General features: G+C 60.0%; 15 protein-coding genes. 11 read left to right on the top strand and 4 right to left on the bottom strand.

Annotated features, from left to right (window positions below; all coding sequences use genetic code 11):
* The first annotated feature begins 116 nt into the window (after positions 1 to 116).
* The 3 genes from MJO47_RS05165 to MJO47_RS05155 are packed head-to-tail and all read left to right on the top strand — an operon-like array spanning position 117 to position 2,087.
* Positions 117 to 458: a zinc ribbon domain-containing protein YjdM gene (locus tag MJO47_RS05165; RefSeq protein ID WP_155874894.1), complete on the top strand. Its 342-nt coding sequence runs from the start codon at positions 117 to 119 to the stop codon at positions 456 to 458.
* Between the two features lie 58 nt (positions 459 to 516).
* Entirely contained in the window at positions 517 to 1,083 is a 567-nt protein-coding gene (locus MJO47_RS05160; RefSeq protein ID WP_253960047.1) for a hypothetical protein, read from the top strand.
* 44 nt (positions 1,084 to 1,127) lie between these two features.
* Positions 1,128 to 2,087: a sensor domain-containing diguanylate cyclase gene (locus MJO47_RS05155; protein WP_253960046.1), complete on the top strand. Its 960-nt coding sequence runs from the start codon at positions 1,128 to 1,130 to the stop codon at positions 2,085 to 2,087.
* Positions 2,088 to 2,103: 16 nt separating this feature from the next.
* On the opposite strand, the gene MJO47_RS05150 is transcribed toward MJO47_RS05155, so the two are convergent.
* Positions 2,104 to 3,057 carry a DUF523 and DUF1722 domain-containing protein gene (locus tag MJO47_RS05150; RefSeq protein WP_253960045.1) on the bottom strand — a complete coding sequence of 318 codons (954 nt, stop codon included), beginning with the start codon at positions 3,055 to 3,057 and terminating at the stop codon, positions 2,104 to 2,106.
* Between the two features lie 93 nt (positions 3,058 to 3,150).
* The gene (locus MJO47_RS05145; protein WP_253960044.1) at positions 3,151 to 4,017 is read right to left on the bottom strand and encodes a radical SAM/SPASM domain-containing protein; all 867 of its coding nucleotides are present in this window, start codon (positions 4,015 to 4,017) and stop codon (positions 3,151 to 3,153) included.
* 231 nt (positions 4,018 to 4,248) lie between these two features.
* On the opposite strand from MJO47_RS05145, the gene MJO47_RS05140 reads away from it, so the two are divergent.
* Positions 4,249 to 4,542: a cupin domain-containing protein gene (locus MJO47_RS05140; RefSeq protein WP_253960043.1), complete on the top strand. Its 294-nt coding sequence runs from the start codon at positions 4,249 to 4,251 to the stop codon at positions 4,540 to 4,542.
* Here the strand turns inward: MJO47_RS05140 and recQ are convergent.
* Positions 4,539 to 6,359 (bottom strand): DNA helicase RecQ, encoded by a 1,821-nt coding sequence (gene recQ / locus MJO47_RS05135; protein WP_253960042.1) that lies wholly within the window; start codon positions 6,357 to 6,359, stop codon positions 4,539 to 4,541. The genes MJO47_RS05140 and recQ overlap by 4 nt on opposite strands.
* A gap of 82 nt (positions 6,360 to 6,441) precedes the next feature.
* Here recQ and thiM point away from each other — a divergent pair, with 82 nt between their 5' ends.
* From thiM to MJO47_RS15595, 3 genes are all read left to right on the top strand, one after another.
* On the top strand, positions 6,442 to 7,254 hold the full coding sequence (thiM, locus tag MJO47_RS05130; RefSeq protein ID WP_253960041.1) for a hydroxyethylthiazole kinase: 813 nt from the start codon (positions 6,442 to 6,444) through the stop codon (positions 7,252 to 7,254).
* A 177-nt stretch (positions 7,255 to 7,431) separates the two neighbouring features.
* Entirely contained in the window at positions 7,432 to 7,722 is a 291-nt protein-coding gene (locus tag MJO47_RS15600) for an iron-sulfur cluster biosynthesis family protein (protein ID WP_332925400.1), read from the top strand.
* Between the two features lie 93 nt (positions 7,723 to 7,815).
* A complete protein-coding gene (locus MJO47_RS15595; protein WP_371926627.1) occupies positions 7,816 to 8,106 on the top strand; it encodes an iron-sulfur cluster biosynthesis family protein in 291 nt (96 codons plus the stop codon).
* Between the two features lie 50 nt (positions 8,107 to 8,156).
* Here the strand turns inward: MJO47_RS15595 and MJO47_RS05120 are convergent, their stop codons facing one another.
* A complete protein-coding gene (locus tag MJO47_RS05120; RefSeq protein WP_253960039.1) occupies positions 8,157 to 8,411 on the bottom strand; it encodes a hypothetical protein in 255 nt (84 codons plus the stop codon).
* Between the two features lie 258 nt (positions 8,412 to 8,669).
* Between MJO47_RS05120 and MJO47_RS05115 the strand changes: the two genes are divergently transcribed.
* The 4 genes from MJO47_RS05115 to MJO47_RS05100 all read left to right on the top strand — a co-directional run bounded on the left by MJO47_RS05115 (position 8,670) and on the right by MJO47_RS05100 (position 13,351).
* Positions 8,670 to 9,029 (top strand): response regulator, encoded by a 360-nt coding sequence (locus tag MJO47_RS05115; RefSeq protein WP_253960038.1) that lies wholly within the window; start codon positions 8,670 to 8,672, stop codon positions 9,027 to 9,029.
* A 51-nt stretch (positions 9,030 to 9,080) separates the two neighbouring features.
* Positions 9,081 to 9,944: a chemotaxis protein CheX gene (locus MJO47_RS05110; RefSeq protein WP_253960037.1), complete on the top strand. Its 864-nt coding sequence runs from the start codon at positions 9,081 to 9,083 to the stop codon at positions 9,942 to 9,944.
* A gap of 210 nt (positions 9,945 to 10,154) precedes the next feature.
* Entirely contained in the window at positions 10,155 to 12,572 is a 2,418-nt protein-coding gene (locus MJO47_RS05105; protein ID WP_253960036.1) for a methyl-accepting chemotaxis protein, read from the top strand.
* Entirely contained in the window at positions 12,569 to 13,351 is a 783-nt protein-coding gene (locus tag MJO47_RS05100; protein ID WP_253960035.1) for a GPMC system MBL fold metallohydrolase, read from the top strand. The genes MJO47_RS05105 and MJO47_RS05100 overlap by 4 nt, the downstream gene beginning before the upstream one ends.
* Positions 13,352 to 13,403: the final 52 nt, after the last annotated feature.

Raw genomic sequence — 13,403 nt, 5'->3', positions numbered from 1 at the left:
GGGGGTGGAGCCCGACAGAATTCCCCACGACACTTTGCGGGTTCCGTTCAGCGGGCAAACAGGGTATGCTCCGTTCATCCATCGATCTTATAGTCAACCAACCGAAAGAGTTTTCCATGAGCACACTCCCCGAATGCCCCCAATGCCACGGCACCTACACCTATGAAGACGGCCCCCTCTACGTCTGTCCCGAATGCGCCCACGAATGGCCGCAGGACGCGGGGTCCGAGACGACGGAAGAGAAGCCCGTCGTCCGCGACGCCTTCGGCAACGAACTCCAGGACGGCGACGCCGTCACCATCATCAAAGACCTCAAAGTCAAGGGAGCCTCATCGGCGCTCAAGGTCGGCACCCGCGTGAAGAGCATCCGCCTCATCGACGGGGATCACAATATCGACTGCCGGATCGACGGTTTCGGCGCCATGCAGCTCAAATCCGAATTTGTCAAGAAAGCTTAGCTGACAGAAAAAATGGCGCTGCGAAGACCAGCGACTTGGAATCGTGTATGCTTTCTGCATGAAACCGCCCATCGCTATCCTTCTGAGCGCCCTCCTTTTCCTCGGAGCCTGCGCCTCCACTACCGCAACACCTGCGGACAATCGCCCCTTTGCGTCCGTCAGCAGCCTGCGGGAAATCGGCGGGGTCTACCAAAACAGGGGCGAAGGGGATGAACGGTATCGGCCGGTCTACCTCTCCGCCCTGCTCTGGCCGGACGACGCGTCCTTGAATCATGCGGAGATCGACACCATCACGGTGATTCAGACAGCGGCTGATGTGGTGGAAGTGACGGCCCACCAGGGGCGCCAGATGATCAAGTCCGGTCGTTATATCGAAGGAAAAGACTTCGAGATTGAGGACGGCCTCCTGCTGCTCGGAACGCAGGCGGGCATGGCTGGTCTGAAACCGGGCGAGCCTCTGCTCGGCGCTTACCGGCAAGTGATCGAGCTGGGCCTTGACACCGCTGGCCAGGGCAAGGCGCGCCAGCAGACCTCGGTAGCGGGGCTGGCCTTTCTCCTCATCCCCGTAGCGGTTGACAGCACCGAGGAGGTGCGTTTTTTACGCCTCTCGACGCTTCCGGACTAAAGGGAAACTTTTTCCATCCATCTATTCCTCCAAGGATAGGCCTCATGACAACGGATTGCTCCCCGGTCGACAGCCCCGCCTTCCTTAAACAGGTGATCGATTCCCTCACCGAACACATCGTGGTTATCCGCAACGACGGCGGTATTGTCTTTGTCAACCGACCCTGGGTGGATTTCTGCTGCCAGAACGAGGGCCCCGAGCTGACTTCTTGGGCGGAGGTCAACTACCTGGACGTCTGCCGGCAGGCGACGGAGGCGGGCGAGGATTTTGGTCTGCAGGCGCTGGAGGGGATCAAGAAGGTCATCGACGGAAAAAAGGAGCTGTTTTACCTGGAGTATCCTTGCCACAGCCCCAGCCAGCTGCGCTGGTTCATGATGCGCGTCACCCCCCTGCACCTCCGCGAAACGTCCCTGTACGTCATCTCTCATCAGAACATCACGGAACGAAAGCTGGCCGAGGAGGAAGTGCGCAAAAGGACCCGCCTCGACGGTCTGACGGGGATCGCCAACCGTCGTCACTTGGATGAATTTCTGCAGGGGGAATGGCGGCGGGCGGTCCGCCATGAACAGCCTGTCACTCTGGCCATGTTCGATATCGACCACTTCAAAATGTTCAACGACACCTATGGCCACCAGGCCGGCGACGACTGTCTGATCCAGGTCGCCAGGGTGCTAAACCAGTTCAGCCAGCGTCCCGAAGATCTGTGCGCCCGCTACGGCGGGGAAGAGTTCGTCCTGGTGTTCGGCAACACCGACCAGAAGCAGGCTCTGCCCCTGGTCGCCAAGGCTATGGACGCGGTCCGCGCCCTGGGAATCCCCAATGAGAAGGCGCCTACGCAACCGACCCTGACGATCAGCGTCGGTTTGGCGACCGTCACCCCCGACCGGGAGAGGGCTGCCAGCGACCTGGTGGGCGAAGCTGACCGTCTGCTCTACCAGGCCAAGGAGCAGGGCCGCAACCGCATCGTCTACCGCCATCAGGGGCAGCTGGCCAGCCTGACCTGAAGGAGTCCTCCCTTCTTCAGGCGTGGTTGCGCAGCCGCAGCTCCAGCGGGTGGGGGTTGAGATAGACCTGGTCCCGCAGGTAGGGCTGATCGTATTTGCGCACGAAATGGTTGAGCAGGGTGACAGGTACGATCAGGGGGATTTCTCCCCGCCGGTAGCGATTGATGATCTCCAGCACCTCCTGCTTCTCGTCGGCACTGAGCTGCTTCTTGAAATAGCCGAGGATGTGCTGCAGCACGTTGGTATGCTTGGCCAGCGTCGGCTTCTGGCGCATGGCCTTGGCCAGCAGCAGCAGATAGCCATCGAAAAGCTCCTGCTCACTCAGGCGGCCTGCCGTCGCCACCAGCTTGCCGATCTCCCGATAGATTTCAACGCTGTGGCTCATGATCTGCAGCTTGTGGGCGGTGTGGAAAGCCACCAGCCGCCCGGCGCTGCCACCGGCGGCGAGCAGCTGCCGCCAGCGTTTGAACGTAAAGATCGCCTCGATAAAATTCTCCCTCAGCACCGGATCGTGCAGCCGACCTTCCTCTTCCACCGGCAGCAGCGGAAAATGATCCATGAAGGCGCGGGCGAAAATCCCCACCCCTTTCAAGCTGGGCACGCCGTTGCCATCATAGACCTTGACCCGCTCCATGCCGCTGCTCGGCGACTTGGATTTGAAGATAAAACCGCACAGCCCCTCCGCCTCCAGCGCCCGCACTTTTTTGGCCGCCCAGGTCTGCATGCGCTCGGTAATATCCTCGCCGCTTTTCGAAAAGACCAGCCGCGGCGCGTCGACCTCCCCCACCAGGCGCAGGGTCTCCCGCGGGATCGGCAATCCCACCTCAACCTCGGGACAGACCGGCACATACTCGACATAGGCACCGAGAGAATCGGTCAGAAAGGGGTCCCGCTTGTGCCCCCCGTCAAAACGCACCTTCTCGCCGAGCAGACAGGAACTGATGCCCAGCCGGATTTTATCTTCTGTCATGGGGTGTCCTTTCTCGCTTTCATGCTGATAAAGAATCTACCGATTCATTCTAGCATCACTTTGCCCGGACAAAAGGCAGCGACGGTTTTGCGCTCAGAATCGCTGCCGAAAAGAACAGCGGCGGCAGAGGGACTCAACCAGCCGACGCTGGGAAAACCCTTGAGACAAGGCCGTGGCGCGGGGCGAGGAGAGGATGTGAGCCAAAGGCGTCTGCAGGATATTTCCCAGCGGGATATCGGCCTCGGCATCGAGGCAGCAGGGGACCACGGTGCCGTCCACGAGAATGGCGAGATGATCCTTGAGACCACGGCAGGCGCCGCGCTCGCCGAAATCCTGCCGTGAGGCATGCGGCCAGGTAAATTGCGGGGCCTGGCTGAGAAAGACGCCGGGCGCCAGGGTAATCCCCTGCCCTGCCGCGCGTTCGACCCGAATCGGGGCCGCCTGAGGGAAGCACGTCTCCAGGCGGAGGATGATGCGATAATGCGCCTCCACCTCTGCGCTGCCTGGGTGCGGCGGCAGCTTCCAGAGGCGCAGGTTGATGAGCAGGGGTGTAGAAGCCCGAGCCAGATGGACAAAATTCAGAATCTCATCCAGGTAGGAATTCAGCCCCTCCCCGGCCATCTCTTCGAAACTATGCAGGGAGATATTGACCTGCCGCAAGGCGGCGCTGCCCAGAAGTACTGCTTGGCAGCGCTCCAGCAGGGTGCCGTTGGTGGTCAGATTGACCCGCAGCCCCTGATGGTGGCAGAGGTCCAGAAGAGCTGCGAGGTCGGGATGGAGCAGGGGTTCGCCCAGCACATGCAGATAGAGATGCTCGGTGAACCCCTCCAGCTGCCGGATGACCGCTGCGAAGGTCGATGGCGACATGAAGGCCTGGGGACGCTGGCTGCGATGGCAGAAACTGCAGGCGAGATTGCAGTGGTTGGTGATCTCGATGTAGATCTTTTTAAACTTTTTCAAGGAGGCTATCCCAGCCGGCGGCCGCCGGCGCGAAGAAATCATTCATGGCGCCCCCACAGACGGCGAAGGCGGTCAGCAATGTAGAACCGGTCGGCGTCTTTGGCAAGACAAATTCAGCGGTCCTGTACGATCTTCGCCAGGGCGCCGGCGGAGTTTTCAGCCGGGCCTTGAAAGGGCCCGGCAAGACCATTAAACTGAATCGATCGGCGGAAATCGATACCGGGAGGACATGTGGACACAAACATCATCGTCAAAACAGCCGATGTTTCGGTGCGGGTCATGCGACTGGAACCGGGGAGCGCGACGGATTGGCACCACCACAGCGTGGTCGACGACTTCTTCGTGGGACTCAAGGGCAAGATCCGCGTGGAGATGCGCGGTAAAACGGCGGTGACTCTGGGGCCCGGTGAAACGACCCGGACCCCGGTCGGCCTGGTCCACCGCGTCTGCAACAGCGGCGACGGCGAGGCCGAATATCTGCTCGTGCAGGGAATCGGTCCCTACGATTTCATCCGGGAGGACTAACGCAGTCTTGGGACGGCATCCTCAACCGCTTCCCCGGCGATAACGGCCAGAAAAGCACCGCCGTAGCGCTGCAGCTTGTGACGGCCGACCCCGTTGATGGCCAGCAGCGCCTCCTCGTCCTTTGGCCGGAAGGCCGCCATCTCGGCCAGACTCTGGTCACCGAAGACCACGAAGGGCGGCACCCCCTCCTCATCGGCCAGGCGTTTGCGCAGCGCCCGCAGAGCTTCGAACAGCCCCTCATCGTAATCGAGGTCCGTCACCTGGCGGGAGAGGCGCTTCTTCGCCGCCTTGGCCTTCACGCGGGGCAGCGGCAGAATCAGCGTCTCGTCCCCACGCAGCAGGGGGCGGGCGGCTTCGGTCAGCTTGAGTACCGAATAGTTGCCCACGTCCTGCTTCAGATAGCCCAGGTGAACGAGCTGGCGGATGAGACTCCCCCAGGACTCCTGGCTTTTGTCGCTGCCGATACCGTAAGTGGAAAGGCGGTCATGGCCGAGGGTCTGGATGCGCTGGTTGCCGGAGCCGCGCAGCACGTCGACCACATGACCCATGCCGAAGCGCTGCCCCACCCGGTAGACGCAGGAGAGGACTTTCTGGGCGTCGACGGTAGCGTCGTAACGCTGGGGGGGATTGAGGCAGATGTCGCAGTTGCCGCAATCCTCTTCCAGCTTTTCGCCAAAGTAGCCGAGCAGCACCCGCCGTCGGCAGGTCAGGGGTTCGGCGAAACCGACCATGGCGTTAAGCTTGTGCAACTCGATGCGGTTCTGCTCCTCGTTGCCGCCCTTTTCAATAAGACCGCGGGAAATGGCGATATCGCCGTAGCCGAACAGCAGCAGGGCTTCGGCCGGCAGGCCATCGCGACCGGCGCGGCCGGTCTCCTGGTAGTAACTCTCGATATTTTTGGGCAGGTCGTAGTGGACGACGAAGCGCACGTTCGGTTTGTCGATGCCCATACCGAAAGCGACGGTAGCGACCACAATCTGCAGGTCATCGCGCAAAAAAGCCTCCTGCACCCGCTGGCGTTCGCCGTCGGGCAGACCGGCGTGGTAGGCCCCGGCCCGAAAGCCGGCTTCGCACAGGCGGGCCGCCACCTCTTCCACCCGCTTGCGGGAGAGGGCGTAGACGATGCCTGATTCCCCCTCATGCCCCTGCAGGAAGGCCAGCAGTTGCTGGGCGGGACGGGATTTTTCCACCACGGTATAGCGGATATTGGGCCGGTCGAAGCCGGCGGCATAGCAGGTCGCCCGCTGCAGCCCGAGGCGCGCCAGGATATCCGTGCGGGTCTGGGGGTCGGCAGTGGCGGTCAGGGCAATGAGAGGGACCTGGGGAAAAAGCTGGCGCAGACGGCCGAGCTGCACATACTCAGGGCGAAAATCGTGCCCCCATTGGGACACACAGTGGGCCTCGTCGATGGCGAAGAGGGCCAGTTCAACCCCCTGCAGGCGTTCGATGAAGCCATCGCTCATCAGGCGTTCCGGGGCGACATAGAGGAGATCGAGGTCGCCGGCATGGAGCTGAGCCAGCACCTGCCTGGCTTCGGGCGCGCCGAGAGAGGAGTTGTAGAAGGCCGTCCTGACCCCGTTGGCCCGCAGGGCGTCGACCTGATCCTTCATCAGGGAAATCAGTGGCGACACCACGATGGCCACGCCGGGTCGATGCAGGGCTGGAATCTGATAACACAGGGACTTGCCGCCGCCGGTGGGCATGAGCACGAAGGCATCCTCCCCGGCAATCAGGGCGTCGATGATGGGCTGCTGGTAAGGGCGAAAGGCGCTGTAGCCGAAGACGTTGCGCAGTGTGTCAAGGGGGGTACAATTCATCCTCATCTTTCCGGTGGTTTTATGGTAAATTTCTGTCGGCACGTCATTACGATTGGGAACAACAGCAGGGAGTCCCGAGACCATGGACCTGAAAGCATACACCATCGACCGGCTCGACCGGGTGAAAAAAAACGCCCCCCTTATTCACAACATCACCAACTTCGTGGTGATGAATTCGTCGGCGAATATCCTGCTGGCTCTCGGGGCCTCGCCCGTCATGGCCCATTGCCCCCAGGAGATCAAGGAGATGACCGCCCTGGCCGGCGCCCTGGTGCTCAACATCGGCACTCTGGATGATGCCTGGGTCGAGTCCATGCTGCTGGCCGCCGAAACCGCCAACCGTCATCACCTGCCGATCATCCTCGACCCGGTGGGCGCCGGCGCCACCACCCTGCGCAGCGATACGGTCAAAAGGATTCTCAATCACGCCACCGTCAGCGTCCTGCGCGGCAACGCCTCCGAGATCTTTGCCCTCGCCGACGCCGAGGTGCGCACCAAAGGGGTCGATTCCTCCCTCGCCCTCTCACCGGAAGTGGCCGAAGCCGCCCGCACCCTGGCCCGACAAACCGGCTGCCTCCTCTCCATCTCTGGCGAAAAGGATTTGATCACCGACGGCGAACGCACCTTTCGCGTCAGCAACGGCCAGCCTATCATGACCCGGGTCACCGGCCTGGGCTGTGGTCTGTCGGCGGTCACCGCCGCCTTCTGTGCCGTGGAAGAGGACGACCGGCTCCTGGCCAGTGCCGCCGCCACGGCTTTTTACGGTCTCTGCGGCGACCTGGCCGCCCGCACGACCAGCGGACCGGGCAGCTTCTTTACCGCCTTCGTCGATGCGCTCTACACCACCGGCCCTCGGGAGATCGAAGCCGGACTGCGAGTGGAACAGACCTCCTGACCTGACCTTCCGGCCATCCGCTGAATCACAGAGAAATTCTATCGGCAGCCCTTTGCTCATTCGTCTGGATATTTCGAGCTAACTTCCCGCTTTATCGATATTTTTTCTTGACAAACACCTTTTTCTTTATATATTTTTCCATATATATTTCTTTACAACTCTTCGCGGAGGTTATCCATGACCATTACCGAGAAGGCGCAAACCCAGCTGGTGGATATTCTGCACAACAATCCGGGCAAGTATCTTCGCGTGACCTTCGAAGGTTTTGGCTGAGGCGGAGCCCGCCTGGGTTTGGCTCTGGACGAGCTTAAAGACAATGAAGAAGTCAGCCAGGTTGGCGGACTGGATGTGTTGATGGATGAAGAGGCCAGACCTTTTGCCGAGACCCAGGTCATCGACTATATCAACAACCGCACCGGCAAGGGTTTCGTGGTCAGAGCACTTTACGGAACAGAGCCCTGCGCCTGATAGCTGGCCAATATTAAATAATTCATATTTGACATTAGAGGAGCGACATATTAGTCATGGGGCGGTAGCAACCCCAACATCAAGGAGCAAGAGATGATTAACATCACCGATTCGGCTAAGGAAGTTCTGGAGAAGGTGCTCCAGGAGAACCCCGGCAAGATGCTGCGGGTCGTCATTCAAGGCTTTGGCTGAGGCGGGCCCAGCCTGGGCCTGGCTCTGGATGAGCTTAAAGACAATGAAGAAGTCAGCAAGATCAACGGTCTCGACGTGTTGATGGATGAATCAGTCAGCAGTCTTTCTCGGCGCCACACCGTTGACTACGTCAAAAACGCCATGGGAGAAGGATTCACCATACTCCCCGAAAACGGCAGCGGCTGCTGTTGATTTTTGGCGCGGCCCATATGGAAAGGCAGGTCGAATCGACCTGCCTTTTTTTATTCATCCCCCCATAACCAGACCACACCGATGGCCATAACGGCGGTCAGGGAAACAAACTCCAGAAACATTCGCCCGACGTCCAGCCTCAGCGGCCAGCCAGATCTCTGGGGAGGATCCCACAGAAAACGGTACTGCAGCCAGACTTTTCCCTCACCGTCGACAGGTGACGGTCCGCACCAGGGCACATAAATGAGTACCAGCAGCAGTGCCAGACCGTAGACCAGAAGTACCCGACGGAGATGTTCATTCATTAGCGGGCCACTCCATTAAACAGGAACGTATCTTATACTTTTAACATGACACACCCGCATGGCAACGCTCCCTTCGCGATCTTTCACACGAAAACCTGCCCTTCCGCTTAATGGGCTTGATTTCAACTGCTTCTTTACTTAATCTCTTTTTATGTTTTTCAAGGTGGAAATTTACACGATTTGTGCATCTAGCGCTTTCAGGGTTCTGCCACTATTCTTCAATCCCTCTTCTATACTCTGCCAACGGAGGTATTTCTAATGAAACGTGTCTTGATTGTGGATGACAGCATTTCCGTTGCCCGCCAGCTGGAAAAGATAATCACCGGCTCGGGTGCGTTCCAGGTGGTCGGCCATGCCAAAAACGGTGCTGAAGCCATCCGCATGAGTCAAACCGAAAATCCCGAGATCATCTGCATGGATATGAACATGCCCGTCATGGATGGGCTCACCGCTTTGCGAACCCTGGTGGCCATGAACCGCGGCTATAAGGTCGTCATGGTCACCTCCCTGGGTGGCGTGGGCGACAAATACCAGGAGGCCCTTAAACTGGGGGCACGCGAGGTCATATCCAAGCCTTTCGACGAAGAGAGCGTCCTGCGCGTGCTGCAAGCCCTCTGATCCTCTACGTCGATCATCACCACATAGCCATCTCAAGCCAAGGAGTTCACAATGGCGGTAAAATTTTTCGGCCAGTTCCTCATGGAAAAAGGGGCCATTACACGCGAAAACCTGCTTAAAGCCATCGAGCTGCAGGAAGCCACCAATCTGAAATTCGGTGAAATCGCCATGGTCATGGGTTTTCTCACGGAAACCCAGGTGGAAAAGATTCATGACGCCCAGCGTGCGGAGGATCTGCGTTTCGGCGACATGGCGCTCAAACTCGGTCTGATTTCGCCCGAGCAGATGCAGCAGATCCTGACCCGCCAGAAAAATGGCCATCTGTACCTGGGCGAGGCGCTGGTCCGTGTCGGCGGCCTCAAAGAAACAGACCTGGAAGGCTATCTGGAGGCCTTCAAAGCAGATCAGGCGCCCTACGCCGCCGATGCGGTCGACATCCCGGCCGCACTGCCTCATCGCTCCCTGCTGGAGGTCATGGCAGACCTCTCCTTGAAGATGCTTTCGCGGGTCGGCAATATCCCCCTGCGTCCCGATGCCTGTCTGGAAAACACCGAGATACCCCAGGCCGACGTGGTCGCTTCCATGGCCTTTTCCGGCGCCGCCAGCGGCCGCTATATCCTATCGGTATCGACAGAGGTCCAGAAAATTCTGGCCCGGGCCATTCTCAAAGAAGAAGAGATCGACAACGAACCCGCAGAGGTTCTGCTCGATTCGGTGATGGAATTCATCAACATCGTCTGTGGCAATATCGCTGCCAAGGCGGCCCAGTTGGGCCAGCCACTGGATATCCATCCGCCCGAAATCCTGACCGGCAGTCAGCTGCAGGAGCCGCCGACCGAACCTTACGGCCTGCGCTTCCCCATGGCTCTGCCCAGCGGCGATGCCGTCGTCCTGCAGGTCCTTATCACCAATTGAACGATGCAACAAATCGGAAGGGGTACTCGGCCGTCGTCGCCCCGACCTCCTGCAGGTCGCAACTACAGCGCCAAATCAACAGCTTAGCTGGATTAATTGTTGCCAGCCAAGCCCGAAAGTGCTAAATTTCTACCCTCAGATGACCCGGCAGTCTGACCGACTGCCGGTGTCGTTTTTTCCGCCTTGCCAATCCTCGCCCGGGGTGCCTCTATGTTCTCTTCGCTGAATCTCCGCTGGAAAATTCTGCTGGCGCTGCTGGCTTTTGCCATTGTTCCCGTCGCGGTGGCGCTGGCCTTTACGGCCCGCCTCAACAATCAGCAACTTGAGAGGAACATGCAATCCCGCGCCAAGGTGGTCTCTGGCTTCGTGGAACGCAGCACGACCTATTCCCAGGCAGAAAAAGCCAATTACATCCGGCTGCTGGCGCAAAACCCGTTGATGGTCAATGCCGTCTATTCGGCCGGTTTTTCCGGCAATACGGAGCAGCTCGTCACTGCCCTGGAAGGGTCCCTGGAGCGGTTCGACTTCGACCTGGTTGAAGTGCTCGACGCCGAGGGGCAGCTGCTCCTGCGTCAGGGGAACGAAGTCGACCAGGCGCCAGCCGACCGCAAGGATCACCCCGTCATCAAGGGGAGCTTCGAAGGGGAGACTCTGGCGGGCATTCAGCTCTTTGACGACCGTCTGGCCATTGTGGCAGCCGGCCCGGTGCAGCTGGCGGGAGCGCCCCTCGGCCATCTGGTCGGGGTCGTTTTTCTCGATGACCACTACGCCCGCAAAATCAGTTCCCTGAGTGACGCCGAAGTGGCCTTTTTCGATGAAGGGGGCGTTTTTTCCGCCACCCTGACCGGGCTCAAGGAGATCGATCCCCGTATTTTTGCCCCGACGGAAATGGAGCTGCAGCGCTTCGACGAGCAGGAGGTGATCCCTAAAAGGGTCAGGTACCGCACCATCGACGGCACCCCCCATGCCCTTTTCATCAACACCTTCGGCGGCGCCAAGCGGGGCGTCATCATGGCGCTGGACAGCTCTTCCATGTTCGAGGCCAAGTCTCGCACCAACTTCATTCTGTTCTCCATTCTGGCCATAGCGGCCCTGTTGGCCGCCCTCATCGGCAGAAGCCTTTCCAACAATATCGTCCGTCCCTTGCGACGCCTGGTGAAGAGCCTGCGCGAGATTTCCGAAGGCGAAGGGGATCTCACCCGCCACCTGAAAGTGACCAGTCAGGACGAAGTCGGCGAACTGGCGACATCCTTCAACCATTTCGTCGATCGGCTGGCCCAAATGGTTCGCCGCACCCGCGAGGTGGCCAACGGCCTGGCCGACGCTACGCTCAAGATCCAGCAGTCCAGCCGGCAAGTCCGCGAAGATGCCACTAACCAGGCACAGGCCCTGGACGAATCACACCGGGCCATCCAGTCTTTCGACGATTCCATCGCCGGCATCGCCGAAAGTACCGGCAGCCTGGTGGACGGCGTCGAAGGCAGCTCTTCCGCTACCCTGGAGCTGAGCGCGACCATCGAGCAGATTGCCACGCAGATGGAAACCCTCTTTGCCACCGTGGAAGAGGTCTCCTCGTCCATCCATGAGATGTCCGTCTCCAACCAGCAGATCAACGAAAGTCTCGACATGCTGTCTTCTTCCACCGAAGTAACGGCATCGTCCATCACCCAGCTGGATGCCTCCATCAAGGAGATTGACGAAAACGCCGAGCAGACCAGCCGCTTCGCCGAAGAGGCTACCCTCGACGCCCAGCGGGGCAAGGAAGCCGTCGACGCGACCATCGATGGCATCGGTGCCATACGGCAGACCGTCGACCGGGCCGGGGAAGCCATCGAAGAGTTGGGAAGCCAGTCCAAGGCTATCGGCCGCATTCTCACGGTCATCGACGAGATTGCCGACCAGACCAGCCTGCTGGCCCTCAACGCGGCCATCATCGCCGCCCAGGCTGGAGAGCATGGCAAAGGCTTTGCCGTGGTCGCGGACGAGATCCGCGAACTCGCCGACCGTACCGCCGTCTCCACCCGGGAGATCGCCGGCATTATCAGCAGCCTGCAGCAGGGGACAGCCGAGGCCGTGCAAGCCATCCAGGCCGGCAGCCGGCGCGTTCACGAAGAAGTGAGCCGTTCCCGTACCACCGGCGAAGCGCTGGAAAAAATCCGCCTCAGTACCTCCAAGGCCATGGAGCAGGTCAGGGGTATTGTGCGGGCCACCCAGGAGCAGTCCAAAGGGAGCCATCAGATCACCAACTCGATCAATCAGATTTCGTCCATGCTGCACCAGATCGCCACCGCCGTCGACCAGCAATCCACCGGCAGCAAACAGCTGGTCAAGGCCTCCGAAGCCATGAAGGAAATCGCCCTGCAGGGCAAATACGCCACCTCGGAGCAGGCCAAGGGCAGTCGGCAGATCAACACGGGCATGGAGACCATCCGCGACATGATCGAACGTATCGATGCGGCCACGCGGGAGCAGACCAGCCGCAGCCGGCAGGTGGTGGAAGCCGTGGCCGATATCCGACGCATTGCCGAAAAGAACGCCGACCGCACGGCTGAAATGGATGCCGTCGTCGAAACCCTCTCCGAGCAGATGGCCTACCTTAAGAGCGAAACGGGTGAGTTCAAGGCATGAGCCAGGTCAACCTCACCTTCACCATTCTCGGGTCGGGAACCAGTTCCGGCGTTCCCGTTCCCGGCTGTCGGTGTGAGGTGTGCCAGTCCCACGACCCCCGCAACAGGCGTACCCGCTGCAGCGCCCTGCTTTCCTACGGCAACAAGAATGTCCTCATCGACACCGCCACCGACCTGCGTCAGCAGGTTCTGCGCGAAGGGCTCGGCCGGATCGATGCGGTCCTCTTCACCCACACGCACGCTGACCATGTCAACGGCATCGACGACCTGCGTCCCTTTAACAGTCTGTCCGGCGAACCCATCCCCATCTATGGTTCGCCTTCCTGCCTGGGAAGACTGCACCGCTCCTTCAGCTATATCTTTGACGACAATCCGGAGCCCGGCTACCGGCCCCGGTTGCTGCCCCGCGAAATACACGGCCCCTTTGAACTCTTTGGCCAGCTCGTCACTCCACTGCCGCTGCACCACGGTTCAGGTGAGTCGCTGGGCTATCGCCTCGGCCCGCTGGCCTACCTCACCGACTGCCACGCCATACCGGCGGCCACGGAAGAACTGCTGGCCGATATTGAAGTCCTTGTCATCGACGCCCTTCGCTTTCGTCCCCATGGCACGCATTTCAATATTCCCCAGGCGCTTGAAGCTGCTGCACATCTCGGCGCCAGGCGAACCTTCCTCACCCACCTGAGTCACGATGTCGAACACGTCCGCGACAGCGTCCAACTGCCGGCGGGAACCGAATTCGCCTATGACGGCCTGCGCCTCAACCTCGTTTTACCCTGAAGCAGGCTTGCATCGTCCCGTTGATTGCGCTTTAATGATGTGAATTCTTTTC

Source organism: Desulfuromonas sp. KJ2020, assembly GCF_024197615.1.
Classification (GTDB): domain Bacteria; phylum Desulfobacterota; class Desulfuromonadia; order Desulfuromonadales; family SZUA-540; genus SZUA-540.
This window is presented reverse-complemented; position numbering and strand designations above follow the sequence as displayed.